Raw genomic sequence first — 25,608 nt, 5'->3', positions numbered from 1 at the left:
GCCCGCACGCCTCGTTTCGTCCTTTTACGTCTGGAACGGTGATTCCCACAATTTTACTTCCCGTCAAGCCTTTCCACAGGCAAAGCGCAGTTAAAAGTGGAAAAAGAGGAATTGTTGCGGGCTCCCCGCACTCCTGTCACTCGGTTTGCAAGATATCTAGTGATGCGCACGCCAAAGACAAGAGCCGCCCCTTCCATTAATTAGCAGGTCCCATTCGCCGACACAACCAAAGCGCGATCAGCTGCCGTGGCCGACGGCTGCACCTTTCACGCGTCCGGACATCACGCCGAAGCCATCGATGATGGCCTCCTGATTTTCCATCCGCACGATTTCAAGTTGTACCTCCGATAGCGCGCGCAGCAGCGGCTCGATATTATCCTCGTCGCCAGCTTCCGTGGCAGCCGAAATCTCGCGTTCCAGCTCCATCTTCTGGAACCGCAGTGCCTTGGTGCGCTTGTGCAGCGACAGCGCCTGGCGGTAACCTTCGCGCGCATCTTCAGGCGCTGCCTGCTGGGTGGCGATCCAGAGCCTGGCATTGCGCACCTGCAGGTCAAGCGCCGTTACCAGCGGCTCAAACCCTTGCGCCGACAGACGCTCCATCAGATATTCGCGCGAGAGGTTGGCGCCGGCTGTCGCCGCTGCCGGCAACATGGCCGACCAGAAGCGCTGCAGATCACGGTTTTCGAAGTCGATCGCGGCGATCTCGTCATATTCATCAAGCAGAAGCTGCGGGTGATTGACGATGGTGATGGCAAGAACCACCTCGCGCAGCGCCGGCAGATCCTGATAACCGCGCACGAGGCCGGAACGCGCCAGCCTGTCGGACACGCCGACGCTGCGGCCCGCGCCGCTAAAACCCTGGCCCTGCCCGCCACGGCCACCGGCACCGCCCTGCCCCCGGCCCTGCTGGTTGCCACGGCCGGAAAAGCCGCCCTGATCGGAATAACCCTGGCGGTTATCGCGCCCGGCTCTCACCGGCGCAAAAAAGGTGTTCAACCGGTCGCGCATATCCTGCTGGTAATGGCGGCGCACGTTTTCATCGGCAATGACAGACACGATCTGCTTCAGCCGCGCCTCCAGCTCGGCGCGTTTTTCCGGCGTGTCGAACTGACCGTTGCCGGCCTCGCGCATCCAGATCATCTCGGCAAGCGGCCGGGCCTGCTGCATGACGGCATCGAACGGCGCACGGCCTTCGTGGCGCACGAGATCATCGGGGTCCTTGCCGTCAGGCAGAAGTGCAAAGCGCACCGTGCGGCCGGGCTTGATATGGGGCAGCGCCAGATCGGCAGCACGGCTTGCCGCGCGCATGCCCGCACCATCACCATCGAAGCAGAGCACCGGCTGCGGCGTCATGCGCCACAGCAGTTCCAACTGGTTTTCAGTGAGCGCCGTGCCGAGCGGCGCCACGGCATTTTCGACGCCCGCCTGGTGCAGCGCGATCACGTCCATATACCCTTCAACGGCAATGATCGTCGTGCTTTCGTCATCGCGCCCCTTGGCAAGCGCCTGCGAGGCTTTTCGGGCACGGACGAAATTATAGAGCACATTGCCCTTGTGGAAGAGTTCCGTCTCGTTGGAATTCAGATATTTCGCCGGCGCATCCGGCGCCATGGCGCGTCCGCCGAAGGCAATCACCTTTTCGCGCGATGAGAGGATCGGAAACATGATGCGGTCGCGGAACCGGTCGTAGGAGACGGCAATGCCCTCGCCATGCACCACAAGGCCGCAAGCCTCGATCTGGTCCTTCGGGATGCCTTTGCCGGCCAGATATTCCTTTAGCGCACTGCGGCTTTCCGGCGCATAACCAAGGCGGAACGTCTCGATGGTACGGCCCGTCAGGCCGCGGTCCCGCAGGTAAGCACGCGCCTTGGCACCGCCTGATGTCTGCAACTGGTCCTGAAAGAAAACCGTTGCCAGCTCCATCACGTCGAGAAGCGTCGAACGTTCCTTCTCGCGCCGCTCCGCCTGCACATCCGGCTGCGGCATGGCAACGCCTGCCATATCCGCCAGTTGCTGCACGGCTTCGGGAAAACTTAAGCCCTCGATCTCCTGCATGAAGCGGAAGTGATCGCCCGACACACCGCAGCCAAAACAATGGTAGCGCCCCTTGCGGTCTTCGCAGTGGAAGCTCGGGCTTTTTTCGCCATGGAACGGGCAGCAAGCCCAGTAATCGCCGCGTGGCACATTGGTCTTCTTGCGATCCCACGTCACTCGACGGCCGATCACGGCCGAAATCGGCACGCGATCACGTATCTCGTCGAGAAATGTATTGGAAAAGCGCATCGCCACCCTCAAGAACCAATCTTCATATAGGCATGTCGGCGCGCTGACGCCACAGCTGCCTGAGCTTGCACCCGCTATTCACAGGGTACGCGCAAGTACCAATAAAAAAATCCCTCAATTGCAGGTCCGGTTGCGTCAAATTTAAGGCAGCGCGTGCACTGCAAAAATTACGTTTTTGTAATTTGAATTTGGCGCTGCACAGGCTCTTAGTGTGCTCGTGACTTCCTGACGTCCCACTCTCTCAACAGGAAGATCTACGCAGAAAAGGTGTGTATTCCCCCCATAACGCACACCTTTGGCACCGCCATCCTGCCCCCCCGGATGCGGTGCATGTCCAGGCGTCAGAGGCAGGACTTCCCCCAGTCCTGCCTCGCTTGCCCGAAAAAGGCTTTTCCCGATCAACAAAATGAACACGGCGCTTCGACGTCTCAAGAAGCATCAATCTGGCGAATCAATGCGGTGCTGCGCCATTTCGTGGCCGAACAGAAACGCAAAGGCGGCTGACGGCATCTCTTGCCGCAGGCGCCCGTTTAACCGATGACCTGAAGCGATAAACCTATTTCAGCAGATCCTTGACGATGGCCGATGCCTTGGCGAAATCCATCTGGCCGGCATAACGCTCCTTCAGAACGCTGATGCACTTGCCCATGTCACGCAGCCCTTGCGCGCCGATTTCGGCAATCACACCCTTGCAGGCTTCGAGCACCTGATCATCGGACATCTGCTCGGGCATGAAGCCGCGGATGATGGTGATTTCCTCGCGCTCCTGCTCGGCCAGTTCCTCGCGGCCGCCTTCGGAATAGATCTTGGCCGATTCCTCGCGCTGCTTGATCATCTTCTGCAGGATCTGCAGAATGTCGTCGTCGCTCACCGGATCCTTGCCGAGGCCACGGTTGGCGATATCGCGATCCTTGATGGCCGTCTGGATCAGACGGACGGTGGACAGCCGGCGGGCTTCCTTCGCCTTCATCGCGTCCTTCATTGCGTTGGAAAGCTTGTCGCGCATCATCTTGTTCTTCTCCTTGGGAAAAGCTGTGTTTGACTTTCAAACCGGCCGCTTTACCCGTGTCTTTCGCGCCGCCGTCATAGACGAGACCGGCAAGAGGATCAATCAGCGCCTTTTGAACCTTGACATCAGAACGGGATAAATCCACCTGACGCAAGGTGGCGCGATTGACCACCTCGACCGCTTCCGTTATTTTCCGGCACCTGCACGAGATTAAAAACCAGAGCCCAAGCGCGAAAACATTTCGCGCGCCCTTTTACCGCGACCATAGATGGCCCTAGTGCCCAGCTGCTTCAAGTGGCCGGGCAACGGGCGGAGACGAACCGACATGACAGAGACAGCACCCTGGACCTCCCGTAAGCCCACGGCCCTCCTCGTCCTCGCCGACGGAACGGTGATCGAGGGACATGGCGTCGGCGCCACCGGCAAGGTAACGGCAGAAGTCTGCTTCAACACGGCGCTCACCGGCTATGAGGAAATCCTGACGGACCCCTCCTATCTCGGCCAGATCGTCACCTTCACCTTCCCGCATATCGGCAATATCGGCACCAATGAAGAAGACATCGAAGACCTGACGCCGGCGGCTCGCCGCGGCGCTGTCGGCGTTATCTTCAAGGCCGATATCACCGAGCCGTCGAATTACCGCGCCTCGCGCCACCTGAACGATTGGCTGGCCTCGCGCGGCATCATCGGCCTGTCGGGCATCGACACGCGCGCGCTGACGGCCTGGATCCGCGAAAACGGTGCGCCGAACGCCGTCATCGCCCATGATCCGAACGGCGTCTTCGACATCGAGGCGCTGAAGGCGGAAGCCCGGGCCTGGAGCGGCCTTGTCGGTCTTGATCTTGCCAAGGAAGCAACCTCCGGCCAATCGTCGCAGTGGAGCCAGACGCCTTGGGTGTGGAACGAAGGTTATGGCGAAATGTCGCCGGAAGATGCCAAGTACCACATCGTCTGCGTCGATTACGGCGTCAAGCGCAACATCCTGCGCCTGTTTGCAGGCCTCGACTGCAAGGTGACGGTGGTTCCGGCTGCAACGTCTGCCGAAGACATCATGGCGCTGAACCCCGATGGCGTATTCCTGTCGAACGGCCCGGGCGATCCGGCAGCCACCGGCGAATATGCCGTGCCTGTGATCCGCGAGATCATTAAGAGCGAGACGCCGACCTTCGGCATCTGCCTTGGCCACCAGATGCTGGGTCTGGCACTCGGCGCCAAGACCGAAAAGATGCACCAGGGCCATCACGGCGGCAACCACCCGGTCAAGGATCACACGACCGGCAAGGTGGAAATCGTCTCCATGAACCACGGTTTTGCCGTCTCGTCGGACTCGCTGCCTGCAGGCGTCGAGGAAACCCATGTCTCGCTGTTTGACGGCAGCAATTGCGGCCTGCGCCTCACCGACAAGCCGGTGTTTTCCGTGCAGCATCACCCGGAAGCATCACCGGGGCCGCAGGACAGCCATTACCTCTTCCGCCGCTTCCTCAACATGGTGCGCGAGAAGAAGGGCGAACCGGCACTTGCTGAACGCTGATCGGTCCAGACCATCCACGATACAATTGACGGCCCGCCCTTACCGGCGGGCCGTTTGCTGTTTCAGAACTGGTGGCGGCGGACCAGAAGCCAGAACCGCACGCAGAGCATGACCGCAGCGGCGGCAAGCCCCAGCACGAAGCCAATCCAGATACCGATGCCCCGCCATTCGAAGACGAAGCCGAGAAGCCAGGCGCAGAAGAAGCCGATCGGCCAGTAGGCAATGAGCGCCAGCACCATGGGGATCGTCGTGTCCTTGTGGCTGCGCAGCAGACCGGCGGCCACCGCCTGCAATCCATCGAACATCTGGAAGGCGCCGGCCGCCACGATCAGCGGCACCGCCAGCATCAGCACTTCACGCGCATCCGGCTGGGTCATGTCGAGAAACAGGCCGCCGAGCATGGCCGGCGCCACGGCAAACAACAGGCCACCCATCATGGAAATGGCAAGACCGATCAGCAGCACGGAAAGCGCTGCCCGGCGCACCCCAAGCTGATCGCCGCGACCATAGGCGACGCCGACACGCACGGTTGCCACCTGCGCCAGCCCCAGCGGGATCATGAAGGCGATGGAGGCAAGCTGCAGCGCAATGCCGTGGGCGGCAAGCTCCTCCTTGCCAAGCAGGCCCATCAGCAGGGAAGCGGCGGTAAACAGCCCTGCCTCGGCCAGAATCGTAAAACTGATCGGCAGGCCAAGCCCCAGGATTTCACGAAACGCTGCCCAATCCGGCCGCCAGAAGCGCACGAAGATTTCGTAGGCGCGGGTCTGCGGACGGTTTTCCACATAAGCGACCATCAGCGCAAACCCGACGACGTTGACGCTGAAGGAGGCAATGGCTGCGCCGTTCAGCCCCATAGCCGGCAGGCCGAAGCGCCCGAAGATCAGGCCGTAGTCCAGCACGATGTTGACGGCAAACATGCCAAGCGTCACGTAAAGCAGCACGCTTCCCCGCTCCAGCGCACCGACGAAGGAGCGCATCACCATCAACAGCAGCGCCGGGAACATGCCCCATTGCAGGATGCGCAGATAGCCTTGCGCCAGCGCTGCAATATCCGGCTCCTGACCCAGCCGCAGCAGAAGCGGTTCCGAAAACCACAGGATCGGCGCCGTCAGCGCCCCATAGGCAATCACCACCCACATGCCCATGCGCACCGAACGGCGTGCCCGCACCGCATCACCGCGACCGATCGCCTGCGCCACCAGCGGCACCACCGCACTGGCAAAACCGCTGCCGAAGATGAACACGATGAAAAACACCTGGCTGGACAGAACCACGGCGGCAAGCTCAGTCGTGCCGAGCCAGCCGACCATCACCACGTCGGTGGTGTTGATCGCCATCTGCGCCAGTTGCGCGCCCACAAAGGGAAGCCCAAGGGCCACGGTCGCCCGCACATGCCCGGACCAGGAATTGTCCGAAACCTGCGCTTCGGGCGCGGCTGAAAGGGTTGCCATGTCACCAAACTCCAAAACGAAAAAAGCCGCTGCCCCATTTTCGGGCAGACGGCATAAGAAATGATCTAGCCACTGCCCGGCCGAGAGGCAAGGCGAATGCGCCAGACAGCAGAACAATTGTCGCAACCCATCAGCAATCGTGATGGATCGACAGCGTTTGGAAATGCCTTCTGTCTCAGGTGTTGCGCCGATGATCCGTCTTGAGAAACTCGACAAAGGCTTTCAGCGGCTGCGGCATGTGGCGGCGGCTGTTGTAATAGAGAAAGGGACCGGAAAAGCTCTGCGTCCAGTCCTCAAGCACCGGCACCAGTGCTCCGGAGGCAAAGGCCGGCGCCACAAACTCCTCGAAGGTGAAGATGATGCCGAAGCCGCGGCTCGCAAGCGCCACCTCCAGCGAAGTGGTTTCGGCAATCAGCCGGGCGGGCGGCAGGATGGTGAATTCGCGCCCCTCCTCCTCAAAACTCCACGCCAGCACGCGGCCACTCGAAAAACGGTGCAGGATACATTGGTGCGCCAGCAGATCCTGCGGATGCTTCGGCGCCCCATGCTGGGCAAGATAGGATGGCGCTGCAGCGCCGACATAACGCTGCACGCGCGGGCCGATCGGCACGGCGATCATGTCCGCCTGCAAGGCTTCCTCATAACGCACACCGGCATCGAAGCCCTCGCCGTTGATATCGATCAGCGCGTCGTTGGTCGCGACTTCCAGCGTGATGCCGGGGTAAAGCGCGAGGAACCGGGCTGCAATATCCGGCAGTACGGCATGGGCAACAATGCCGGGCACGTTCAGCCTCAGGCGCCCGACCGGCGTGTCGCGCACGCTGTTAATGTCATCCAGCGCCGCCTCGATTTCGAGAAGACCGGGCTTCAACCTTTGCAGCAACCGCTCGCCGGCTTCCGTCAGGCTGACGCTGCGGGTGGTGCGGTTGAGCAGGCGAACCCCGAGCCGCGCCTCCAGCCGCCGCAGCGCCTCCGACAGCGACGAGGCAGACACACCGCGCAGCTTTGCGGCGGCGCGAAAACTCTGGTTCTGCGCAACCGCTGCAAACGCATCGAGTTCGGCAAGGGGAAGATCGGCCATTGTGCATATATCCGAACAGGGTGTGCGCGTTGCGACGGATTATCGCACAGAAGTCTGTCGGGTAAAAGATCGTCAGCCGCATAGTCACGGCCTTGAGAAAGAGGAATTCGCGATGAAGACACGTCAGCTTGGAGAAACCGGCCCGCAGGTTTCGGCCCTTGGCCTTGGCTGCATGGGCATGTCCGACATGTACGGGCCAACCGACCGCGCAGAAAGCATCGCCACCATCCATGCCGCCATCGATGCCGGCGTCACGCTGCTCGATACCGGCGATTTCTACGGCATGGGCCATAACGAGATGCTGATCGGCGAAGCCCTGAAAGAGACGTCGCGGGAAAAAGTGCAGCTCAGCGTCAAGTTTGGCGCTCAGCGCGGACCGGATGGCAGCTGGATCGGTTACGATACTCGCCCATCAGCGGTAAAGACCGCCCTTGCCTACACGCTGAAACGCCTTGGCGTCGATTACATCGACATCTACCGCCCTGCCCGGCTCGATCCGAATGTGCCGATCGAGGATACGATTGGCGCCATCGCCGAGATGGTTCAGGCCGGTTACGTACGCCACATCGGCCTGTCGGAGGTGGGTGCCGATACCATCCGCCGCGCCGCCGCCGTCCATCCGATCGTCGATCTCCAGATCGAATATTCGCTGATCTCGCGCGGCCTGGAAGACAAGATCCTGCCGGTGACGCGGGAACTCGGCATCAGCATCACGGCTTACGGCGTGCTGTCACGCGGTCTGATCAGCGGCCACTGGCAGAAGGCGCGAGAGGCGCAGGGCCGCGATTTTCGCATCATGAGCCCACGCTTCCAGGAGGGCAATCTGGAGCAGAACCTTGCGCTTGTGGATGCCTTGCGCGCGATTGCCGAAGCGCGCGGCGTCACTGTCGCCCAGATCGCCATTGCCTGGGTGGCGCAGCAGGGCGATGACATCGTGCCCCTCGTCGGTGCCCGCCGCCGCGATCGCCTTACCGAATCGCTTGGGGCGCTGGATGTGGTGCTGAGCAGCGAGGACCTTGCCGCCATCGAACAGGCGGTGCCGAAAGATGCTGCCGCAGGCTCCCGGTATGCTGAAGCGCAGATGGCCCACCTCGACAGCGAACATTGACCTCTTGGCCTTGAGGCCGCGCTCTGTGCGGCCTCAACCGTCAGTCAGCTACGGGCATAATCATACTGGCCGCCCTTTGCCAGCGCCCGCTGATAGGCGGGCCTCGCGCGGATCGCCTCCATGTAGCGGCGCACGGCAGAGACATCGCCCATCGCTTCCATCCGTGTCATGCCGGCTTCGACGGGAAAGCTCATGGCAATGTCGGCGGCGGAAAATTCGGCGCCGGCAAACCAGCCGCCGCGGACAAGCTCGGCGTTCCAGAAGGCGAGATGATCGGCAAGCTGCGGATCAACAAGCTTTTTCTGCACGCCCGTTGCGATGAGGGAAGCGACGGGGCGCAGGAAAAACGGCAGCTGACCCGGCAGGCGCAGGAAGATCAGCTTCAGCAGCAGAAGCGGCATGGCAGACCCTTCGGCGTAATGCAGCCAGTAGGTATAACGGAGCGCCGCATCGCTTCCCGCTGCGGGCTTCAGGTTTTTGCCCGCCCCATAGGTCTCGACCAGATATTCGATGATCGCGCCGCTTTCGGCAACCACGCGACCACCATCCTCGATGACCGGCGATTTGCCGAGCGGATGCACAGCCTTCAGGCTTTCCGGTGCGCGCATATCCGGCGCACGGTGATAGGTCTTTACCGCATATTCCAGCCCCAGTTCCTCCAGTAGCCAGAGAATGCGATGGGCGCGGGAATTATCGAGATAATGAAGGGTAATCATGGTTAACTCATAATCAAAAATGCCGGCTGGGCAACACGGTCGCGACCCTAGCGCATGCCGGAAGAATGAAAAAGTGGACCCGGCGGGGAAAACACCGTCCGCCTGATGATTCGAGGCTGTCGGTGTCGAGTCGCTCCCGAATTCTTGCGTCTCGCTGCGGATCAAAGAAACCGATAGCCGACGCACAGGAAGACTAATCCCTGCAAGCCACCCCATCGTAGGCTCGAAAACAAAGACGGGACTGAACAAGCAGTCCAGTCAGTTTGTTGACAAACCTGTCTCCCACCTCGACGTCATCCTCGGCCTTGTGCCGAGGATCTACTAAGATCCGATAAAATCAAAGGTTTGTAGATGCTCGGGACAGGCCCGAGCATGACGGAAGCAAGCTGAAAGTCCTTTGTCAGCAGTCTGACGGGACTGAACAAGCAGTCCAGTCTTTCGCCATTTCCGAGCGAATGCAGCCGAGGCTGCTAAAGCTGCTGGTAGCTCGGCGCGAACGTGTCGCAGGCTTCCATGTCACCGCTGGTAAAGCCTTTGCGGAACCAGCTCACCCGCTGGGCAGAGGTGCCATGATTGAAGGCATCGGGCACCACATACCCTTGAGAGCGTTTCTGCAGCGTATCGTCGCCAATCTGTTGTGCGGCGTTCAACGCCTCTTCCAGATCGCCCTGTTCGAGAATGCCGCGTTGCTGCGTGGATTTTCCCCATACGCCGGCAAAACAATCCGCCTGCAGTTCCACCCGCACCGACATACGGTTGGCATCCGCCTCGCTCATCGAGCCGCGCATCTGGTTGAACTTCGGCAGCACACCGGTCAGGTTCTGCACGTGATGACCCACCTCGTGCGCGATCACATAGGCTTCGGCGAAATCGCCGGACGCACCGAACTTGCCGGACAGCTCGCGAAAGAAGCCGGTGTCGAGATAGACCTTGCGGTCGCCCGGGCAGTAGAACGGACCCGTCGCAGAAGACGCCGATCCGCAGGCCGATCGAACGCCACCGGAAAACAGCACCATGGTCGGTTCTTCGTACCGCTCGCCGGCTCTCTGGAAAATGCCGTTCCAGGTGTCTTCCGTTTCTGCCAGAACCGTGCGCACGAAGGCCGTCATCTCGTCATTTTGCGCCGAGCGAGGCTCTGCCTGCTGCTGGGTACCGGACGATCCGCCGTCCGATCCGATATCCCCGCCTGACAGCAAGGTCAGCGGATTGATGCCGAGCATGAAGCAGACGATCACGATGAAGATGAGCCCGCCGATGCCGCCGCCGCGCGCACCGCCGCCGCCGATGGGGATTCTAAATCCCCTCCCGCCAGACGAGCCTCCGCCCGCGCCGCGCTGATCCTCGATATTGTCCGATTGACGACGCCCCCGCCATTGCATGGCTTTATCCTTATGTGTGTTTCTGCCGCCTGAACGCAGTTGGGAGGACGCAGGTTCCTTTGCCTTGCTCACGCGGCCGGTGGATCACCGACACCTTATGAAACTGCAAGGCGCAGGGCACCCCAGAATGTCAGACAGCGGATTTGTGCAAGGCCTGGCAAGCACCGCTGGCGCACCACCGCGGCCGGTGCTGTTTCCATCTGTAGATTTCAAAGATTGGGGGTTCCTTCCAGGCCAACACTCCCCTATAAGCCGCTTCTAGCCTGAAAAATCATTCTTGTGCCCGACCGGTGATCCACTCATCCGGCCGGTTTTTCGCGCAGGAAAAAATAAGCGGAAAGACGATATGCCCAAGCGCCAAGATATCAAGTCCATCCTCATCATTGGCGCGGGGCCAATCGTCATCGGCCAGGCCTGCGAATTCGACTATTCCGGAACGCAAGCCGTCAAGGCGCTAAAGGAAGAGGGTTACCGGGTCATCCTGGTCAACTCCAACCCCGCCACGATCATGACCGATCCGGGTCTGGCCGATGCCACCTATGTCGAGCCGATCACGCCGGAAGTCGTCGCCAAGATCATCGCCAAGGAACGTCCGGACGCGCTTCTTCCCACCATGGGCGGCCAGACGGCATTGAACACGGCGCTTTCGCTGAAGCGGATGGGCGTGCTGGATCGCTACAACGTCGAAATGATCGGCGCAAAGCCCGCCGCCATCGACATGGCCGAAGACCGCGCCCTTTTCCGCGAAGCCATGAAGCGCATCGGCCTTGAAACGCCGAAATCCATGCTGGCCAATGCCACCGACATCAAGGACACCGACCGCAAGAGCCATGAGGCCGAGCGCGCCAAGCTGCGCGAGACGCTGTCGGGTGCCGATCTCGACACGGCGCTGGACGAGCTGGAAAATCAGTGGAACCTTGGGGAAACCGACCGCAAGCAGCGTTATATCAGCCATGCCATGGCGATTGCCGCCCAGGCCATCGACGTTGTCGGCCTGCCCGCCATCATCCGCCCCTCCTTCACCATGGGCGGCACCGGCGGTGGCATTGCCTATAACCGTTCGGAATTCTTCGAAATCATCGGCTCCGGCCTCGATGCTTCTCCGACCACCGAAGTGCTGATCGAAGAATCGGTTCTCGGCTGGAAGGAGTATGAAATGGAAGTGGTCCGCGACAAGGCGGACAATTGCATCATCATCTGCTCCATCGAAAACATCGATCCGATGGGCGTCCACACCGGCGACAGTATCACCGTCGCGCCGGCGCTGACGCTGACGGACAAGGAATACCAGATGATGCGCAACGCCTCGATTGCGGTGCTGCGCGAGATCGGCGTCGAAACAGGCGGCTCGAACGTGCAGTTCGCCGTCAACCCGGCCGATGGCCGCCTCGTCGTCATCGAAATGAACCCGCGCGTCTCGCGTTCGTCCGCTCTCGCATCGAAGGCTACCGGCTTCCCCATCGCCAAGGTCGCGGCAAAGCTTGCCGTCGGTTATACGCTGGACGAACTGGACAACGACATCACCGGCGGTGCAACGCCCGCCTCGTTCGAACCGTCGATCGATTATGTCGTCACGAAAATCCCGCGCTTTGCCTTTGAAAAATTCCCCGGTGCCGAACCGACGCTGACGACGGCGATGAAATCGGTCGGCGAAGTCATGGCCATCGGACGCACCTTTGCCGAATCGCTGCAGAAGGCGCTGCGCGGCCTCGAAACGGGCCTGACCGGCCTCGACGAGATCGAGATCCCCGGCATGGAAGCCGGCGAAGGCTCCAAGAACGCCATCCGCGCCGCCATCGGCACGCCGACGCCGGACCGCTTGCGCATGGTGGCGCAGGCGCTGCGTTTCGGCCTCAGCGAAGCCGAAGTGCATGAAGGCTGCAAGATTGACCCCTGGTTCATCGCCCAGTTGAAGGCGATCGTCGACATGGAAGCGCGCGTGCGCGAACACGGCCTGCCGAAGGATGCGGAAAACCTGCGCACGCTGAAGGCCATGGGCTTTTCCGATGCCCGTCTCGCCAGCCTCTCCGGCAAGCGCCCGAAGGAAGTGGCCGAACTGCGCAACAGCCTGAACGTTCGTCCCGTGTTCAAGCGCATCGATACCTGCGCTGCCGAATTCGCATCGCCGACCGCCTACATGTATTCGACCTATGAGACGCCCTTCGTCGGCGAATTGCGCTCGGAAGCGGAAATCTCCGACCGCAAGAAGGTGGTCATCCTCGGCGGTGGCCCGAACCGCATCGGCCAGGGCATCGAGTTCGATTATTGCTGCTGCCATGCCGCCTTCGCGCTGAAGGATGCGGGCTTTGAAGCGATCATGATCAACTGCAACCCGGAAACCGTCTCCACCGACTACGACACCTCCGACCGCCTCTATTTCGAGCCGCTGACGGCCGAAGACGTGATCGAGATCCTGCGCGCGGAACAGGAAAAGGGTGAAGTGGTCGGCGTCATCGTGCAGTTCGGCGGCCAGACGCCGCTGAAGCTTGCCGAAGCCTTGGAAAAGAACGGCATCCCGATCCTCGGCACTGCCCCCGACATGATCGATCTGGCCGAAGACCGCGACCGGTTCCAGAAGCTTCTGATGAAGCTCGACCTCAACCAGCCGAACAACGGCATCGCCTATTCCGTCGAACAGGCCCGCCTTGTCGCCTCGGAAATCGGCTTCCCGCTCGTCGTGCGCCCGTCTTATGTTCTGGGTGGCCGTGCCATGCAGATCATCCACAATGAAAGCATGCTGCAGAGCTACCTGCTGGATACCGTTCCGGGTCTCGTGCCCGAGGATATCAAGCAGCGTTATCCCAACGACAAGACCGGCCAGATCAACACGCTTCTCGGCAAGAACCCGCTGCTCTTCGACAGCTACCTGACGAATGCCGTGGAAGTGGACGTCGATGCCCTTTGCGATGGCGAAAACGTCTTCGTTTCCGGCATCATGGAGCATATCGAGGAAGCCGGCATTCACTCCGGCGACAGCGCCTGCTCGCTGCCGTCGCGCTCGCTCTCCAATGAGACGCTCGACGAGTTGGAACGCCAGACGGCGGCCATGGCGCGTGCGCTCAACGTCGGCGGCCTGATGAACGTGCAATATGCCATCAAGGACGGCGTGATCTACGTGCTCGAAGTCAACCCGCGCGCCTCGCGCACGGTGCCCTTCGTCGCAAAAACCATCGGTGCGCCGATTGCCAAGATCGCCGCCCGCATCATGACCGGCGAAAAGCTGGACGATGCCATTGCCGCCTACGGCGCCAAGCCCGATCCGCGCAACCTGAAGCACATCGCGGTGAAGGAAGCCGTCTTCCCATTTGCCCGCTTCCCCGGCGTCGATACGCTGCTTGGCCCGGAAATGCGCTCGACCGGCGAAGTGATCGGCCTCGACACCAATTTCGCGCTGGCTTTTGCCAAGAGCCAGCTCGGCGCCAGCGTCGAACTGCCGCGCGATGGCACCGTGTTCGTCTCCGTGCGTGACGAAGACAAGGAACGCGTTCTGCCGGCGATCAGGCTGCTGGTGGAAATCGGCTTCAAGGTTATGGCAACCGGCGGCACCGCGCGTTTCCTTGCCGAAAAGGGCATCGAAGCCACCAAGATCAACAAGGTTCTGGAGGGACGTCCGCATATCGAGGATGCCATCCGCAACCGCCAGGTTCAGCTCGTCATCAACACGACGGATAGCAACAAGGCGATCTCGGATTCCAAGTCGCTTCGCCGCGCAACGCTGATGCAGAAGGTGCCCTATTACACCACGATGGCCGGAGCTCTTGCCGCTGCCGAAGCCATCCAGGCGCTGAAGAAGGGCCAGCTGGAAGTGCGCCCGCTGCAGAGCTATTTCTGAGGGCAATCTCCAGTAGCCGGTACAGTCCTGCAGCCAAAGAACGAGGCGGCCTTCGCGGGCCGCCTCACTTTTTGACAAACCCCCGACGCACCTTCTCAAGGGGTGAGATTCACGGAACGTCTCAGAATCGAATAGCGAACGGACCGGAATTAAAATGGCTTCAGCAAAGGCAAGAGGACTTTGTCAGCAGTCTGAGGCCGCCTTCGCGGGCCGCCTTTTATCTTGGCAAGACAAACCCGGCGGGCAGGCTCTCCAGCCCGGCCCTTCCGTTACACCAAACGTTCATCCGTAAATTGCGCCGTCTCCTTGATACCCCAAAGAGCCTGATACAGGGGACGGGGCTTGTCCTGCAGAAAGAGCTTGCCGTCTTCCAGACGCCGGGTGGGGATGGCCTGTCGGTCGATGGCGCCTTCGAGCGTCATGGCGAGGTCCCTGGCGAATGTTCGGTCATCGAAATACCAAGAATGGGTCCAGTAGGAGCCATCGCCGTCAGCCGGAGGCTTGAGCGTCAGGAAATGATCCCCGCACCCAACGTTGACGACCTTCGACTGTCCGTCGTCGGTCACCCCGACGCGACCGGCGCGCGCGGCGGCACCAAGCCTCTTTGCATTCGAGACGGCAAGGGCGGCATCATAGGGAGTGGAGTAATTCGTAAAACGCATGATGCGGCGAAACATCGGATTGCTCCAGTCGCTTGCGGCCGACAGGCTGTGTGACGATACATCGCCGCTGATGAAGGCCACCTGGCCGACCCGCCAGTCGTCTCTATAAAGGAGACCGTTCTTTTCGGCTTGGACAAATGCTTCCATGACCACATAGGCGCCGGCCGAATGCGCCAGCACGTGGACATTGGTTTTGCATTTATCCTTCTGCCCCCGGTTAAGCAGCTTGATGCCCTTGCTTACCACTTCGGAGGCGACACTGGCGCCATCGCGGCGGTCTTCGTAATAGTTCAGAACCTGATTAGCACTGGGCCAGTCAAACGATATGATTTCGCCACGCCAGCCTTCTGCGCGCAAATTTTGCCGGAGGCGACGCATTCGAGACAGAACCGCTTCAATCGTGTTGTTGTATCCATGCACAAAGATCAGGACATCCCCGGACGGGCTGATCGAAAGAGGATTTTCATCCCCGTCTGCAAGCCCTTGAACTTCACTGACCCAAGTGGAGGGTGAGGTGACAATATGAGACGGATCGTAGACCGGCTTGTCTCGAGGAACCTTGATATACCGAACCGGTCCCGGCTCACTGTTGAAGTGGTCTTTACTGAGACCTCTTGCGCACATCAAATAATCAAAGGCCACATCCTACCTCCGTTCAATTTAATGATCCAACTTCATATCGAAATATACAACAATAACAAAAAATTAAAAATTAAATACTTATTATTTTTTGTTTATATTGAAAAAACTGAAATACCAATTTGAATTTTCTGAAAATTCATTGATGAAAGACGGGGTGCTGTAGCGAAGCTCGCGGTTGCGCCAAGGGCCAGCGTCGAACTGCCGCGCGATGGCACCGTGTTCGTCTCCGTGCGTGACGAAGACAAGGAACGCGTCCTGCCGGCGATCAGGCTGCTGGTAGAAATCGGCTTCAAGGTTATGGCAACCGGCGGCACCGCGCGTTTCCTTGCCGAAAAGGGCATCGAAGCCACCAAGATCAACAAGGTTCTGGAGGGACGTCCGCATATCGAGGATGCCATCCGCAACCGTCAGGTTCAGCTCGTCATCAACACGACGGACAGCAACAAGGCGATCTCGGATTCCAAGTCGCTGCGCCGCGCAACGCTGATGCAGAAGGCGCCCTATTACACCACGATGGCCGGAGCCCTTGCCGCTGCCGAAGCCATCCAGGCCCTGAAGAAGGGCCAGCTGGAAGTGCGCCCGCTGCAGAGCTATTTCTGACAGTCTGCCTCGCCAACTGAGCACCTCAGCCGGAATCGGATGACGCCGGCAGCAATACAGCCGGTATTAATACAGGAAGGGCGGTCTTGGCCGCCCTTCCACGTTTTCGGATCTTCTTTCCGGCACAACGGCCCGCTTCGGCCGCCGTCTCCGCCCCTGCCCCCTTGCGTGGCCTCGACGGGCGTGATCGGCGGTCGGGATGTGCCGAAGACAAGAGAGCGTTCTACATCGTCATTGGTCCGCCGTGCGGATCAGCCTTCACGCTGCCTTGCTCAGCGGCTCCTGGCCGGCGCCGATCTTGGAGATCGTCTGGCGCACCTGGTGCCATTCGCCGGTCAGCCCGGTGCGGTACTGGTAGATGATCTCGCCGCTCGAAAAATCGGGTTCGAGAAGAACGATCGCGGAGTAGTTCTCCGGAATGACCGGCCCGACACCGGCGCCGGCAGGCCAGACTATTTCCGGCCAGCCTGTCAGGTCCAGACGAATTTTCGAACCGGGCCCCATCACGGTTGCATAAATCAGGTTTCCCGTCACATGCGACGACACGCTGAGGGGCGGGTTGACCGCCTGCGTCACTTCCGAATGCCCCGTGACAGTGCTTTTCGGCGTGTAAACCGTCAGGTTGAGCGTATTGATCGGGGCACCCGGGGGGCCTTCCGAACGCAGTGGCAAATAGAACAGCCCGACTTTCTGAACACTTTCAATGGCCATGAAACATCCTCCCTTTTTGATGACTGGTGAATCCGAATATTGATCTCCTCTAAATCAACCCTCGGACGCATTTATAATGCGCTCACCTGCATAGGATGCAACCATAAGATTTCAGGGATTTTGTAAGCCTGAAGTAAATTTCCGCTGATCACGAAGCAAAATACCGCTCTATACAATCAGCTGAACTGTTCGTTTACAGGCATTCTCCGATCATGCTCCTCAGCTCTTGTTGGAAAAGCTGTCTTTCCCGGTTCTGGACCTCCCCGTCCGGCAGACGCAGCAGATAGGACGGATGGACAGTGGTGAGCAGACGGCGGTCTTTGCCCATGGTCATCAACTTCCCCCGCACTTCCGACAAGCGCCGCCGTTCGCCGGTGAGCGAAAAATAGGCCGTGGCGCCCATTGCCACGATCAGCTTTGGCGCGACCAGATCGATCTCCTGCTTCAACCACCAGCGGCACTGGACAATCTCTGCCTCGTTCGGTTTCTGGTGAATGCGCCTTTTGCCGCGCGGCTCGTATTTGAAGTGTTTGACGGCGTTGGTGACGTAGAGGGTTTTGCGATCGACGCCGATCTCCGACAGAGTGCTGTCAAACAGCTTTCCGGCTGGGCCGATGAAGGCACGCCCCGCCAGATCTTCGTGATCGCCCGGCTGCTCGCCGACCACCATCACAGCGGCATTGGATGGCCCCTCGCCAAAAACCGTTTGCGTGGCCTTGCAATGCAGCGCACAGCGCGTGCATCCCTCCGCTTGCCGGCGAAGGGCGGAAAGCGTGCCGGGAGGCGCTACCACCTCCGCCCCGGAACCTGATGCGGCCAATGCCCGCTCGCGCAGCCGTTCATGAAACACCGGCGGCTGGGATGCGGCCCTTTCTGCCATCTCCTTCACCTTTTCCTCGGCATTGGCGATCAGCCCGGGAATGAGCGAGGCCTCCGGCAGGTTCTTCCAGTATTTTTTTGGCATTTCCGCCGTCATCGCCTTCACCTTCAACCGGGCGGGATTGAAGATATTGGCGTAATAGACCCGCCACAGGTCATCGGCGGCATCCTGATGCTCAAGCTTCGGCGCCGGTTCATCCGAAACGACGAGACCTTCACCATTAAAGGCGGCCGATCCCTTAGGCGTTGCAATCAGCCAGTCCATGTCGGCAAAACGACGGGCAAAGAACGGTGCGGTGCGGGAGACGATAAAGTGGTCTGGCTCGAACCAGGCGACGAAGGAACGGCGCGGCCCACCGCCCGCCGGCACTTCCTTGAACCGCACGAAGGCCTTCATCTTGTGGCTGTCGCGGCGCACGGATTTTTCCAGCTTCAGCGCCTCGATCACATCGGCATCGGAGACGATCTCCAGAAGCCTTCGTTCTTCGCGCAGCCTCCAGAGCAGGCGATAGAGAAGTGCAAAACGCGACGGTTGTGTGTGGCACACAACCGATTGCGCCAAAGCCAAAAAAGCCGCCGGCACGGCCACCACCTTGGCCGGGGCGGCTGACGGTTCTGGAATTGCGGCCTCGGCGGTTTCCGGCAACAGCGTCGCCTCGCCCGCCAGCCGCCAATCCACCGCCTGCGGCTCTATGTCGGCCTGCAGGAGGGCGCGCGCCGCATCGCGCCATTCGGCAAAATCGCCGCGGCCTTTCAGGAAAACCGTGCGCATCAGAACAGCGCCAGTTGTTGCGGCTGCGGCGCAAACATGGCGCGCAGGTCCGTGCGGTCGATCAGCCGGTGCGGCGTCCAGCCCTCGGCGACGATGAAGGGCTGCACCTTGCGCAGCGATACCGACAGCCGCCCGAGATCCTCCAGCCGCAACCGGCGCTGCCGGCGCGAGGACAGGATGGAGCGCACCGTCTTGGTGCCGAAACCCGGCACGCGCAGCAGCATTTCCTTTGGCGCCTTGTTGACGTCGACAGGGAATTGGTCACGATTACCGAGCGCCCAGGCGAGCTTTGGATCGAGATCAAGGTCGAGATTGCCATCAATAGTCGACGCTGTGATTTCGCCGATGTCGAAGCCATAGAAACGATAGAGCCAATCCGCCTGATAAAGCCGGTGTTCGCGCATCAGCGGCGGTTTGATCAGCGGCAGTTTCGACGAGGCATCCGGAATGGGGCTGAAGGCGGAATAATAGACGCGCTTCAGGCCGTAACTGCCGTAAAGCCGGGCGCTGGTGCCGAGGATCGTTGCGTCGCTTGCGCCATCGGCGCCGACGATCATCTGCGTGCTCTGGCCCGCGGGAACAAACGTGCGCCGGCGTTTTGTCTGCAAGGTCGGCTCGGAGGCTTCCTCGATCTTCAGCCGCAGATCGCCCATGGCGCGGCGGATGCCGGCCGGCTTCTTTTCCGGCGCAAACTGGCTGATGCCGTGGTCCGTCGGCAGTTCCACATTGATGGAGAGACGGTCGGCATAAAGCCCGGCCTCCGCAATCAGCCCGGGCGAGGCTTCGGGAATGGTCTTCAGATGAATATAACCGCGAAACTTGTGGACGGTGCGCAGTTCTCGCGCCACCCGCACCATTTCTTCCATCGTGTGATCGGAGGAGCGGATGATACCCGAGGATAAAAACAGGCCCTCGATATAATTGCGCCGGTAAAATTCGAGCGTCAGCCAGATCACCTCGTCCGGCGTGAACCGCGCCCGCTCGACATTGCTGGAGGAGCGGTTGATGCAATAGACGCAGTCATAGATGCAGAAATTGGTGAGCAGGATTTTCAGAAGCGAAATGCATCGCCCGTCCGGCGCATAGGCGTGGCAGATTCCAGAGCCTTCCGTGGAGCCCAATCCACCGGTGCCTCCCGAATGGCGTTTCGTGGTGCCGCTCGAGGCGCAGGACGCATCGTATTTGGCAGCGTCGGAGAGAATGGCGAGACGTTCTTTCAGCGACTTCTTCATTAGTATGTTCACTATATGTTCTTTTCCCTGTCGTCAAGACCGGTGCCGAAATGACGCGCCCCTTTCCCTCCACGGCTGGCGCCCTATTTCGAATTTGCTGGCAATTGTTGTAGTGATTCTGTTATAGTTGCCGAAATTAGAGCTTTCACACGGTTCCGGGGATACCCTCCGGGACCTGTTTCTTTTTGTGGCCGCGGGTAGCGGCCATGAGACTGAGGGTTAAGGAAAATGGTTGATAAGGTCCCGATGACTCCATCCGGTTTCACCAAGCTGCAGGAAGAACTGCGCTGGCGCCAACAGGAGGAACGTCCTCGCATCATCGAGGCCATTTCGGAAGCACGCGCCCATGGCGACCTTTCGGAAAATGCCGAATACCACGCCGCCAAGGAAGCGCAGAGCCACAATGAAGGCCGCGTGACCGAGTTGGAAGACCTGACGGCCCGCGCCGAGGTGATCGACCTCAGCAAGATGTCGGGATCCAAGATCAAGTTCGGCGCCACGGTAAAGCTCATCGACGAGGATACGGACGAGGAAAAGATCTACCAGATCGTCGGCGACCAGGAAGCCGACGTGAAGGAAGGCCGCATCTCTATCTCTTCACCGATCGCCCGCGCACTGATCGGCAAGGAAGCCGGCGACAGCATTGAAGTGGTCGCCCCCGGCGGCTCGAAGGCTTACGAGATCCTCGCGGTCAACTGGGGCTGATCCGGCAAAGCAGGCGTTCGCCGTGCCCCCTTCCCTGCAACAGGTCGAGGTGATCGCCCCGCACTTCAAGCGAAGGCTGTCGGGCGTCACCTCCACCGTGATCCAGCTTGTTCCGGTGCAGAACCGTCTCGGCCAGAAGGTTGTCACCTTCGGGCCGGGCCTGCCGTCTTTTCTGCCGGCAATGTCGGCCGGCGAACTGACGCAGCTCTGGACGCCGCCCGACGGCCGCCGCCACCGGATCTGGCATGCACGGCGCAATATCGAAATGCTTCCGGGCATTTTTCTGCGCGATGTCTGCCGCATGCCGCTAAAACTCCTCTTCACCTCCGCCTCGCAGCGCAAGCATTCCCGCTGGACGAAGGGGCTGATTGCCCGCATGGACCAGGTGATTGCGGTGTGCCAGAAAACCGCCTCCTACCTGGAGCGGGACAGCACCGTCATTCTGCACGGCATTGACTTAAATCGCTTTTCGCCTGCTGCAGACAAGGCCGCAGCAAAGGCAGGCTTGGGGCTTGATCCGCAAAAACACTATGTCGGCTGCTTCGGCCGGGTGCGCCACCAGAAAGGCACCGATCTTTTCGTCGATGCGATGATCCGTCTTCTGCCGGATCATCCCGACTGGAACGCCGTGATTGCCGGACGCGCCACGGCCAAACACATCGCCTTCGAGGATGATATGAAAGCCCGCGTCGCGGCTGCTGGCCTTGCCGACCGCATCTTGTTTGTCGGCGAGCACACCAATATCAACGACTGGTATCGCGGGCTGGACCTCTTCGTCGCCCCCCAGCGCTGGGAAGGCTTTGGGTTGACGCCGCTCGAGGCCATGGCCAGCGGCGTACCTGTTATTGCCGCCGATGTCGGCGCCTTTGCCGAACTCATTCTCGATGGCGTGACCGGCCGCATGGTGGAGCGCGGTGTCCTCGACAGTTTTGTCGGGGGTATCGAACCTTTCCTTGCCGCGCCTTCCCTCTGCCATCAGCAGGGGTTCGCAGCGCTTGCCCATGTCACCGAGAACTTTTCCATCGAACGCGAGGCAAAGGCCATCGGCGCCGTTTACAGCGCGCTGCTGGATGCCCGATAAGGCCACATTTTTCATGACGATCTATGTCATCAACCTTGATCGGGCAAAAGAGCGCATGGCGCGCATGCAGGCTTTGCTTGGCGAACGCGGCCTTGCCTTTGAGCGCATCGAAGCGGTGGACGGGAAAACGCTTTCACCGGAAACACTGGCCGCCTGGTCAACCCGCCATCCTGATGGCAGCCTGGTTCTGTCGGTCGGGGAAGTCGGCATTCTGCTGAGCCAGCGCGAAGCGTGGCGACGGATTGCCGAAAGCGGCGTGCCCGGCGTCATCTTCGAAGATGACATCCATCTGGCACCGGGAGTTGAAAAGCTTCTCGCCGATCTCTCCTGGCTTCCCGCAGTGGCCGATATCGTCAAGATCGAAACCACCGGCCGGACGATTGCCGTCTCGCGCAAAAACCTTGACGTTGCGGGCTTATCGCTTGCCGCGCTGCGCAGCGCCCATCTGGGAGCTGCCGGCTACATCGTCACGCCGAAGGCGGCGCGCCTGCTGCTCGAGGCCATCGGCAAAAGCCACCGCGCCGTCGACCACCTGATCTTCGATCCCGTCTCGCCGCTGTTTTCACAGCTCAAAATCTACCAGACGATCCCGGCGCTTTGCATCCAGGACCAGTTTGTCACGACGCAGCCGCTTGGCCTTGGCGGCGAGATCGTGCGCGCCTGGGCGCTGGAAAAAAAGAAGCAGAAGAAAACCCTTCTGCAGAAGGCCGCACGCGAGATCGGCAGGCTTGCCGAACAGGCGCGCTTTGCGATTGCCGGGTTGCCGTTCAACCCGCTGACAGACCGCCGGAACGTGAAGGTTCTGCTCGCGCCAGACCGTGATCGGTAGCGCAGGCGGCGAGCAGCGGCACAATCACACTTCCACCAATCCCAGCTTCTTCACCTGGCGGATGGTCAGCATGGTGCGCACCGTATCGACGTGCTCATTGGCGGCGAGCACCTCGATGACGAAATCCTGGAAGTTGGTGAGGTTTTCGGCCGTGCAGCGCAGGAGGAAATCGCTGTCGCCGGACACCATCCAGGCTTCGCGCACGATGGTCCAGCCTTGCGCCAGCGCCGCAAAGGCCTTCAAATTGCTTTCCGACTGGTGCTTCAGCCCGACAAGGCAGAAGGCGACGAGGTCATAACCAAGCCGCGGGCCATTGAGGATAGCTGCATATCCCTCGATGATACCCGCTTCCTCCAGCTTACGCACCCGGCGCAGGCAAGGAGGCGCCGAGATGCCGACGCGCTCGGCAAGCTCGACATTGGTCATGCGACCGTCGCGCTGAAGTTCGCGCAGAATTTTAATATCGATGGCATCAAGTTCGGCTTTAAGCACGGACAACCCCTGTCGTTTTGCGGCTTGGTATTAGCCAAAGGCGCAGCGAACGCAAGGATTTCACGCAACATTATGTCCTCAGTGCGCATCAATCTTTCGATGCTTGCGTCAGTTGGCGCGCGCAAAGAGATCCAGATAAGCGTCGGTGACGGCTTTTCTTGAAAACTGCGCCTCCAGCGTTTGCTGCCCTCCAGAGGACAGCTGTCCGGCAAGGGTCCTGCTTGCCATGATCTGCCGGATGGCCGCGGCAAAGCCCTCGACATCGCCGATATCGACGAGCAGACCGTTGTCGCCGTCGCGCATGAACCACGAGGGCCCTTCCGAGCGGCTGGAAATGGCCGGCACATTCTGCGCCCAGGCTTCCAGCACCACATTGCCGAGAGGCTCATGCGCGGACGGCATGACCAGCGTATCGGCAGCCGCCAGAAACGGGCGCGTGTCTTCCTGCCAGCCAATGAAGCGGGTGCGCGCAGCAATGCCCAGCACTTGCGCCTGCTGTTTCAGCGCATTGGCCTCCTCGCCATCGCCGCAGAGCCAGAGATAGGCACCGGGCACGCGGGCCATGGCGGCGATCAGCGTGTCAAACCCCTTGCGCTTGACGAACCGGCCCATCGCCATCACCACGAAAGCATCCTCCGGCGTATCAAGGAGGGCGCGCTGAAGTGGTTCCACCCGTATTTGCGAGGTGAAATTGGAAATCACCTCCACCCCGCCCGTCCAGCCGAGATTGTCGCGCACATGGCGCGCGATGCCCGGCGTGTTGCACACGAGGATATCGACATTCCTGAACTCCTTCAGGCGATCGGGATAGTCACCGAGCCGACAGATCCGCACGGGCCCCTTGACCGCCGGCATCAGCTTGCTGGCGCGCGGCATCCACGCCATGATGGCCGCCGGCTTTTCCCTGCGCACCAGGCGCCTGACGCTGTAGGGCAGGATGACCCGGCCGAGTGTGCGGCTGCGAAAATCATGTTCGATGATGCGCGCCTGCTGTTCGATCTCGGCGCGCCAGCGGCGGTTGCGCCGGATGATGGCGGTCTGTTGAAGCCCCCGCTCCTCGAATGCCCGAACCAGATGAACGAAAAATCTCTCGGCACCGCCATCGGTGCCAAAATGAAAATGCGTAATTTTCATGCGCTCTCAAAGCACCGCAGGGGTTTTCGGATTTCTCCTGCACGCCCCGCCCCCGCCGGTATCTTCCCCTCAATTGTCGTGGATCCACTCTCGCCAGCTGCGAAAGAAAGTCCCGCCTTACGCAACCCAAGGTCGGGAGGCAAGAGTCAAGCAGGGATAGGCTGGAAAACACGGCGCACGGGCGGCAGCGGCTCCGCGCATATTGGCAGGCGAAAAACACCCTGACTGCACATAGCGGATTGCCATGGCGAATGCGCGCAGCCAGCAGCACCGACATCCGAGCGAAAAATCTGTGCGGAGAGCCGGAAACAAAGGCCTTTGCGGCATCATTATTGTGCGTAAAGGCGCCAGTCCGCCGTTCAACGCAGGGCTGCCCTTGAATTGAGGCATGGAACGTTCATAAATGGAGGACTTAAAGGCGCACCGGCCGGGAACCGCCTGATGGTCCTGTGTTCCGCTTGCTCGCGCCAATGCCGCTCTTCGAAAGGAAACCATCCATGTCTGCCCGTCACACGCAGGTTCTCATTATCGGCTCCGGGCCTGCCGGCTATACGGCGGCAATCTATGCCGCGCGCGCCATGCTGAAACCCGTGCTGATTGCCGGCATGGAACAGGGCGGCCAGTTGATGATCACCACGGATGTGGAAAACTATCCGGGTTTTGCCGATCCGATCCAGGGGCCGTTCCTCATGGAGCAGATGCTGAAGCAGGCCCATCACGTCGGCACCGAGATCATCAACGACCTGGTGACCGAGGTGGAACTGTCCACCCGTCCCTTCGTGGTGAAGACCGATTCCGGTCAGGTGTGGACGGCCGATACGCTGATCATCGCCACCGGCGCCAAGGCAAAATGGCTCGGCATCGAAAGCGAACAGCACTTTCAGGGGTTTGGTGTCTCGGCCTGCGCCACCTGTGATGGTTTCTTCTATCGCAACCGTGATGTCATCGTCGTCGGCGGCGGCAATTCGGCGGTTGAAGAGGCGCTTTACCTGTCGAATATCGCCAAGTCCGTCACCGTCGTGCATCGCCGCGACAGTTTCCGCTCGGAAAAGATCCTGCGCGAACGCCTGATGCAGCGCCCGAATGTCGAAGTGTTGTGGAACACGGAAGTGGCCGAAATCACCGGCGATGCCGCAAAGCCGCCGATGCCGCCTTCGGTGACGGGCGTAAAACTGCGCAATACCTTGACCGGCGCGATCACCGAACGGCCGATCCATGGCGTGTTCGTGGCCATCGGCCATGCGCCGGCAACCGAACTGTTTAAGGGCAAGGTCAGGCTGAAGGAGAACGGCTACATGTGGACGGCCCCGGATTCGACGGCGACCGACGTGCCCGGCGTGTTTGCCGCCGGCGACGTGACGGACGATACGTTCCGCCAGGCGATTACCGCCGCGGGGCTCGGCTGCATGGCAGCGCTTGAGGCCGAACGTTACCTTGCGGGCATCCTGCCGCTCGCCGAAGCGGCAGAGTAGAGATGGT

General features: G+C 60.6%; 20 protein-coding genes and 1 pseudogene. 9 read left to right on the top strand and 12 right to left on the bottom strand.

Features of this window, described 5'->3' with window-relative positions:
• Positions 1-237: 237 nt before the first annotated feature.
• The gene (dnaG, locus tag AC4CWF_RS06390; RefSeq protein WP_491284287.1) at positions 238-2,283 is read right to left on the bottom strand and encodes a DNA primase; all 2,046 of its coding nucleotides are present in this window, start codon (positions 2,281-2,283) and stop codon (positions 238-240) included.
• 330 nt (positions 2,284-2,613) lie between these two features.
• Here dnaG and AC4CWF_RS06385 point away from each other — a divergent pair, with 330 nt between their 5' ends.
• Positions 2,614-2,787: a hypothetical protein gene (locus AC4CWF_RS06385; RefSeq protein WP_491284286.1), complete on the top strand. Its 174-nt coding sequence runs from the start codon at positions 2,614-2,616 to the stop codon at positions 2,785-2,787.
• Positions 2,788-2,839: 52 nt separating this feature from the next.
• Here AC4CWF_RS06385 and AC4CWF_RS06380 read toward each other — a convergent pair whose 3' ends face one another.
• Positions 2,840-3,289: a GatB/YqeY domain-containing protein gene (locus AC4CWF_RS06380; RefSeq protein WP_491285249.1), complete on the bottom strand. Its 450-nt coding sequence runs from the start codon at positions 3,287-3,289 to the stop codon at positions 2,840-2,842.
• Positions 3,290-3,617: 328 nt separating this feature from the next.
• On the opposite strand from AC4CWF_RS06380, the gene carA reads away from it, so the two are divergent.
• Positions 3,618-4,823 carry a glutamine-hydrolyzing carbamoyl-phosphate synthase small subunit gene (gene carA / locus AC4CWF_RS06375; protein WP_491284285.1) on the top strand — a complete coding sequence of 402 codons (1,206 nt, stop codon included), beginning with the start codon at positions 3,618-3,620 and terminating at the stop codon, positions 4,821-4,823.
• Positions 4,824-4,885: 62 nt separating this feature from the next.
• Here carA and AC4CWF_RS06370 read toward each other — a convergent pair whose 3' ends face one another.
• Both AC4CWF_RS06370 and AC4CWF_RS06365 read right to left on the bottom strand, forming a co-directional pair.
• Positions 4,886-6,274, bottom strand: coding sequence for an MATE family efflux transporter (locus AC4CWF_RS06370; RefSeq protein WP_491284284.1), 1,389 nt, complete (start codon positions 6,272-6,274; stop codon positions 4,886-4,888).
• Positions 6,275-6,449: 175 nt separating this feature from the next.
• Positions 6,450-7,355 (bottom strand): LysR family transcriptional regulator, encoded by a 906-nt coding sequence (locus AC4CWF_RS06365; RefSeq protein WP_491284283.1) that lies wholly within the window; start codon positions 7,353-7,355, stop codon positions 6,450-6,452.
• Positions 7,356-7,467: 112 nt separating this feature from the next.
• Here AC4CWF_RS06365 and AC4CWF_RS06360 point away from each other — a divergent pair, with 112 nt between their 5' ends.
• Complete coding sequence (locus AC4CWF_RS06360; protein WP_491284282.1) at positions 7,468-8,463, top strand: aldo/keto reductase; 996 nt, start codon at positions 7,468-7,470, stop codon at positions 8,461-8,463.
• Positions 8,464-8,507: 44 nt separating this feature from the next.
• On the opposite strand, the gene AC4CWF_RS06355 is transcribed toward AC4CWF_RS06360, so the two are convergent.
• The gene (locus tag AC4CWF_RS06355; RefSeq protein ID WP_491284281.1) at positions 8,508-9,179 is read right to left on the bottom strand and encodes a glutathione S-transferase family protein; all 672 of its coding nucleotides are present in this window, start codon (positions 9,177-9,179) and stop codon (positions 8,508-8,510) included.
• Positions 9,180-9,649: 470 nt separating this feature from the next.
• Positions 9,650-10,558 carry a KPN_02809 family neutral zinc metallopeptidase gene (ypfJ, locus tag AC4CWF_RS06350; RefSeq protein ID WP_491284280.1) on the bottom strand — a complete coding sequence of 303 codons (909 nt, stop codon included), beginning with the start codon at positions 10,556-10,558 and terminating at the stop codon, positions 9,650-9,652.
• A gap of 346 nt (positions 10,559-10,904) precedes the next feature.
• Here ypfJ and carB point away from each other — a divergent pair, with 346 nt between their 5' ends.
• Positions 10,905-14,390 (top strand): carbamoyl-phosphate synthase large subunit, encoded by a 3,486-nt coding sequence (gene carB / locus AC4CWF_RS06345; RefSeq protein ID WP_491284279.1) that lies wholly within the window; start codon positions 10,905-10,907, stop codon positions 14,388-14,390.
• Between the two features lie 269 nt (positions 14,391-14,659).
• Here carB and AC4CWF_RS06340 read toward each other — a convergent pair whose 3' ends face one another.
• Positions 14,660-15,694 carry an alpha/beta hydrolase gene (locus AC4CWF_RS06340; protein ID WP_491284278.1) on the bottom strand — a complete coding sequence of 345 codons (1,035 nt, stop codon included), beginning with the start codon at positions 15,692-15,694 and terminating at the stop codon, positions 14,660-14,662.
• Between the two features lie 186 nt (positions 15,695-15,880).
• Here AC4CWF_RS06340 and AC4CWF_RS06335 point away from each other — a divergent pair.
• Positions 15,881-16,294 (top strand): annotated as a pseudogene (locus AC4CWF_RS06335) (carbamoyl-phosphate synthase large subunit); the annotation flags it as partial.
• Between the two features lie 258 nt (positions 16,295-16,552).
• On the opposite strand, the gene AC4CWF_RS06330 reads toward AC4CWF_RS06335, so the two are convergent.
• The 3 genes from AC4CWF_RS06330 to AC4CWF_RS06320 form a co-directional block, all read right to left on the bottom strand.
• Complete coding sequence (locus AC4CWF_RS06330) at positions 16,553-17,005, bottom strand: DUF1842 domain-containing protein (RefSeq protein ID WP_491284277.1); 453 nt, start codon at positions 17,003-17,005, stop codon at positions 16,553-16,555.
• 193 nt (positions 17,006-17,198) lie between these two features.
• Positions 17,199-18,656, bottom strand: a complete 1,458-nt coding sequence (locus tag AC4CWF_RS06325) for a UdgX family uracil-DNA binding protein (protein WP_491284276.1) — start codon at positions 18,654-18,656, stop codon at positions 17,199-17,201.
• A complete protein-coding gene (locus AC4CWF_RS06320) occupies positions 18,656-19,888 on the bottom strand; it encodes a putative DNA modification/repair radical SAM protein (protein WP_491285247.1) in 1,233 nt (410 codons plus the stop codon). The genes AC4CWF_RS06325 and AC4CWF_RS06320 overlap by 1 nt, the downstream gene beginning before the upstream one ends.
• Positions 19,889-20,116: 228 nt before the next feature.
• Between AC4CWF_RS06320 and greA the strand changes: the two genes are divergently transcribed.
• Genes greA through AC4CWF_RS06305 form a run of 3 tightly spaced genes read left to right on the top strand, consistent with a single transcriptional unit; the run spans position 20,117 to position 22,503 of the window.
• Positions 20,117-20,593: a transcription elongation factor GreA gene (gene greA, locus AC4CWF_RS06315; RefSeq protein WP_491284275.1), complete on the top strand. Its 477-nt coding sequence runs from the start codon at positions 20,117-20,119 to the stop codon at positions 20,591-20,593.
• Between the two features lie 22 nt (positions 20,594-20,615).
• Positions 20,616-21,674 (top strand): glycosyltransferase family 4 protein, encoded by a 1,059-nt coding sequence (locus AC4CWF_RS06310; RefSeq protein ID WP_491284274.1) that lies wholly within the window; start codon positions 20,616-20,618, stop codon positions 21,672-21,674.
• 13 nt (positions 21,675-21,687) lie between these two features.
• A complete protein-coding gene (locus AC4CWF_RS06305) occupies positions 21,688-22,503 on the top strand; it encodes a glycosyltransferase family 25 protein (RefSeq protein WP_491284273.1) in 816 nt (271 codons plus the stop codon).
• Between the two features lie 24 nt (positions 22,504-22,527).
• Here AC4CWF_RS06305 and AC4CWF_RS06300 read toward each other — a convergent pair whose 3' ends face one another.
• Entirely contained in the window at positions 22,528-22,995 is a 468-nt protein-coding gene (locus AC4CWF_RS06300) for an Lrp/AsnC family transcriptional regulator (protein WP_210104473.1), read from the bottom strand.
• 108 nt (positions 22,996-23,103) lie between these two features.
• Positions 23,104-24,129, bottom strand: coding sequence for a glycosyltransferase (locus AC4CWF_RS06295; RefSeq protein ID WP_491284272.1), 1,026 nt, complete (start codon positions 24,127-24,129; stop codon positions 23,104-23,106).
• A gap of 497 nt (positions 24,130-24,626) precedes the next feature.
• On the opposite strand from AC4CWF_RS06295, the gene trxB reads away from it, so the two are divergent.
• Entirely contained in the window at positions 24,627-25,601 is a 975-nt protein-coding gene (gene trxB, locus AC4CWF_RS06290; protein ID WP_491284271.1) for a thioredoxin-disulfide reductase, read from the top strand.
• Positions 25,602-25,608: the final 7 nt, after the last annotated feature.

The organism is Neorhizobium sp. PAMB6630 (genome assembly GCF_058242775.1).
The sequence above is the reverse complement of the archived record's forward strand: the minus strand, read 5'-3'. Positions and strand labels throughout refer to the sequence as shown.

What these genes read in the sequence shown, in the direction of transcription:
- AC4CWF_RS06355 (WP_491284281.1), bottom strand. Translation starts at nt 9,179, where the DNA reads ATGATTACCCTTCATTATCTCGATAATTCCCGCGCCCATCGCATTCTC.
- trxB (WP_491284271.1), top strand. Translation starts at nt 24,627, where the DNA reads ATGTCTGCCCGTCACACGCAGGTTCTCATTATCGGCTCCGGGCCTGCC.
- AC4CWF_RS06360 (WP_491284282.1), top strand. Translation starts at nt 7,468, where the DNA reads ATGAAGACACGTCAGCTTGGAGAAACCGGCCCGCAGGTTTCGGCCCTT.
- carB (WP_491284279.1), top strand. Translation starts at nt 10,905, where the DNA reads ATGCCCAAGCGCCAAGATATCAAGTCCATCCTCATCATTGGCGCGGGG.
- AC4CWF_RS06385 (WP_491284286.1), top strand. Translation starts at nt 2,614, where the DNA reads ATGTCCAGGCGTCAGAGGCAGGACTTCCCCCAGTCCTGCCTCGCTTGC.
- AC4CWF_RS06325 (WP_491284276.1), bottom strand. Translation starts at nt 18,656, where the DNA reads ATGCGCACGGTTTTCCTGAAAGGCCGCGGCGATTTTGCCGAATGGCGC.
- AC4CWF_RS06305 (WP_491284273.1), top strand. Translation starts at nt 21,688, where the DNA reads ATGACGATCTATGTCATCAACCTTGATCGGGCAAAAGAGCGCATGGCG.
- AC4CWF_RS06380 (WP_491285249.1), bottom strand. Translation starts at nt 3,289, where the DNA reads ATGCGCGACAAGCTTTCCAACGCAATGAAGGACGCGATGAAGGCGAAG.
- AC4CWF_RS06330 (WP_491284277.1), bottom strand. Translation starts at nt 17,005, where the DNA reads ATGGCCATTGAAAGTGTTCAGAAAGTCGGGCTGTTCTATTTGCCACTG.
- AC4CWF_RS06320 (WP_491285247.1), bottom strand. Translation starts at nt 19,888, where the DNA reads ATGAAGAAGTCGCTGAAAGAACGTCTCGCCATTCTCTCCGACGCTGCC.
- ypfJ (WP_491284280.1), bottom strand. Translation starts at nt 10,558, where the DNA reads ATGCAATGGCGGGGGCGTCGTCAATCGGACAATATCGAGGATCAGCGC.
- dnaG (WP_491284287.1), bottom strand. Translation starts at nt 2,283, where the DNA reads ATGCGCTTTTCCAATACATTTCTCGACGAGATACGTGATCGCGTGCCG.
- AC4CWF_RS06365 (WP_491284283.1), bottom strand. Translation starts at nt 7,355, where the DNA reads ATGGCCGATCTTCCCCTTGCCGAACTCGATGCGTTTGCAGCGGTTGCG.
- carA (WP_491284285.1), top strand. Translation starts at nt 3,618, where the DNA reads ATGACAGAGACAGCACCCTGGACCTCCCGTAAGCCCACGGCCCTCCTC.
- greA (WP_491284275.1), top strand. Translation starts at nt 20,117, where the DNA reads ATGGTTGATAAGGTCCCGATGACTCCATCCGGTTTCACCAAGCTGCAG.
- AC4CWF_RS06370 (WP_491284284.1), bottom strand. Translation starts at nt 6,274, where the DNA reads ATGGCAACCCTTTCAGCCGCGCCCGAAGCGCAGGTTTCGGACAATTCC.
- AC4CWF_RS06295 (WP_491284272.1), bottom strand. Translation starts at nt 24,129, where the DNA reads ATGAAAATTACGCATTTTCATTTTGGCACCGATGGCGGTGCCGAGAGA.